At 39.1% G+C, this 2,204-nt stretch carries 1 protein-coding gene; it reads right to left on the bottom strand.

The genetic code is table 11. The features are described from left to right. Positions 1-1,846, bottom strand: a 1,846-nt coding sequence (uvrA, locus tag WGMM_RS01100) for an excinuclease ABC subunit UvrA (protein WP_038248757.1), incomplete at its 3' end; no start/stop codon positions are given. Between the last annotated feature and the right edge of the window lie 358 nt (positions 1,847-2,204).

Here is a 2,204-nt window from a genome sequence, read left to right as displayed (position 1 = left end):
TTTTTAAGTTATTTTCACATGCATTTATTACTTTTATGAACTGAGTTGCTTGCTTTCTTCTCCTTGGAATTAAAATTTTTTTCTCTCCACTCAAATATTGCCCTGTTATGCTCCCCGAATTTCTTTGCACCTGGTCTGGTGTTCCTTCTGCAACAACTTTTCCACCATTTACGCCAGCTCCAGGACCAATATCAATCGCATAATCAGCAGCCATTACTGTATCTTCATCATGCTCAACAACGATTACAGTGTTACCCATGTCTCTCAAGTTTTTCAGTGTAGCAATTAACCGATCATTATCGCATTGATGAAGGCCTATCGAGGGTTCATCAAGCACGTACAGCACTCCTGTTAAACCAGAGCCAATTTGTGAAGCAAGTCTGATCCTCTGACTCTCGCCGCCAGAGAGAGTGCTAGATTCTCGATCAAGCGTTAGGTAATTCAACCCTACATTCTTTAAAAATGTTAGCCTCTTGATTATTTCACTTAGTATTTTATTTGAGATTTGCTTCTGTTGTTCTGTGAGCTTGTCTGGCAAATTTTCAAACCACTTAAGGGATTCATCGATACTAAGCCCTGATATTTCACCTATATGTTTGCTATCAATTTTTACTGTAAGCGCTTCTTTTCTCAATCTATAGCCGGTGCATTCTCTGCAGTGAGTAACAGAGCAATATCGCTCAAAAAGCGTTTCATCATAATCCATCTGGTTTTCTAAGATACTGACCAAACCTTGAAATTTACCGAAGCCAAGGAGTATCATATCTTTTACTTCTTGATCTATGTTCTTCCACGGAACATCAAGGCTAAATTTACAATTTTCAGCCAGTGATAGAATTGCACTTTTTAAAAATCCATAACCTGTGTGCACTTGACGGAACATTGATCCCACTGGCTTTAAAGCGCCTTCAGATATTGAAAGAGTTTCATCTGGCACTATCAGCTTCACATCAATAGCCAGCTTTTTACCAAGCCCATTACACGAACCACATGCACCGTAAGGGCTGTTAAAAGAAAATAATCTTGGTTCTATTTCCTCAAGAGTGAAACCAGACTCGGGGCATGCAAAATTCTCTGAAAAAGTCAGAATTTGACCATTTTTATACTCGGAATTATGGTTGTCAGGTAGGTTTACTATTTCTACATACATTAGACCATTACCAAGTTTTAGTGCGGATTCTATACCACTTGGCAGTCGATTTCCTATATTGCCCAATATTGATATTCTATCTGCAACCACAAAAACGTCGTGTTTCTTGTTCTTATCGAGTTTAGGCAAGTCATCTACATTGTACACTTCAGCATCTATTTTGAACCTTACGTAACCTTGTCTTTTAATTTCCAATATCTCTTTAAGATGTTCTCCCTTTCTACCACGCACAACAGGGGCAAGTATATATATCTTAGTTTCCAAAGGTAACGCAATTATAGTATCTACAATTTGAGACACCGTTTGTTTTGTTATTGGTAATCCAGTTGCAGGTGAATAAGGAACTCCTATTCGTGCATATACTAAGCGCAAGTAATCGTAAATTTCAGTAACAGTTCCAACTGTTGACCTTGGATTTTTTGAGATCGATTTCTGGTTGATAGATATTGCAGGAGAGAGACCTGTAATCGACTCAACATCTGGTTTATCCTGAATGTTGAGAAATTGACGCGCGTAAGCTGACAGGCTTTCAACGTACCGGCGTTGGCCTTCTGCATAAATCGTATCAAATGCAAGGCTAGACTTGCCAGAACCACTTAGCCCAGTTATAACGACTAGCTTATTTTTCGGTATATTGACGTCTACACCTTGCAGATTATGTTCCCTTGCGCCCTTAACTCTGATAAAATCGTCCATATTATACCATATAGCGTATTAACCATTATAGCCTCAAAATACGTGAATTTATAGTGATATATTGATTTTTTATTGATTTTTTCAACTGTTACGGGAAATTAAGCAGCGTTTGATAAATCGTCATTCCGCTACTTGTTAGCGGCTGAGATACCGCGACGGTATGACGGTTAAGTAGGCCAGTGCCCCTATGACGTCATCCCAGTGTCAAGCACATAGCTGTACGAACGTTGTAGTTTAGGAGCAATTCCCACCAGTGGGCCAGTGCCCAGACACTGGTTCTATGCAACTTAATTAAAAACGTTTGTTTTAGCGTAAGACAACTACCCTTAGCTCATCAGCTCAGTTATAAGCAAAATTT

Origin of the sequence: Wolbachia endosymbiont of Glossina morsitans morsitans (assembly GCF_000689175.1) — a bacterium.
GTDB classification, from domain to species: Bacteria; Pseudomonadota; Alphaproteobacteria; order Rickettsiales; family Anaplasmataceae; genus Wolbachia; species Wolbachia pipientis.
This window is presented reverse-complemented; position numbering and strand designations above follow the sequence as displayed.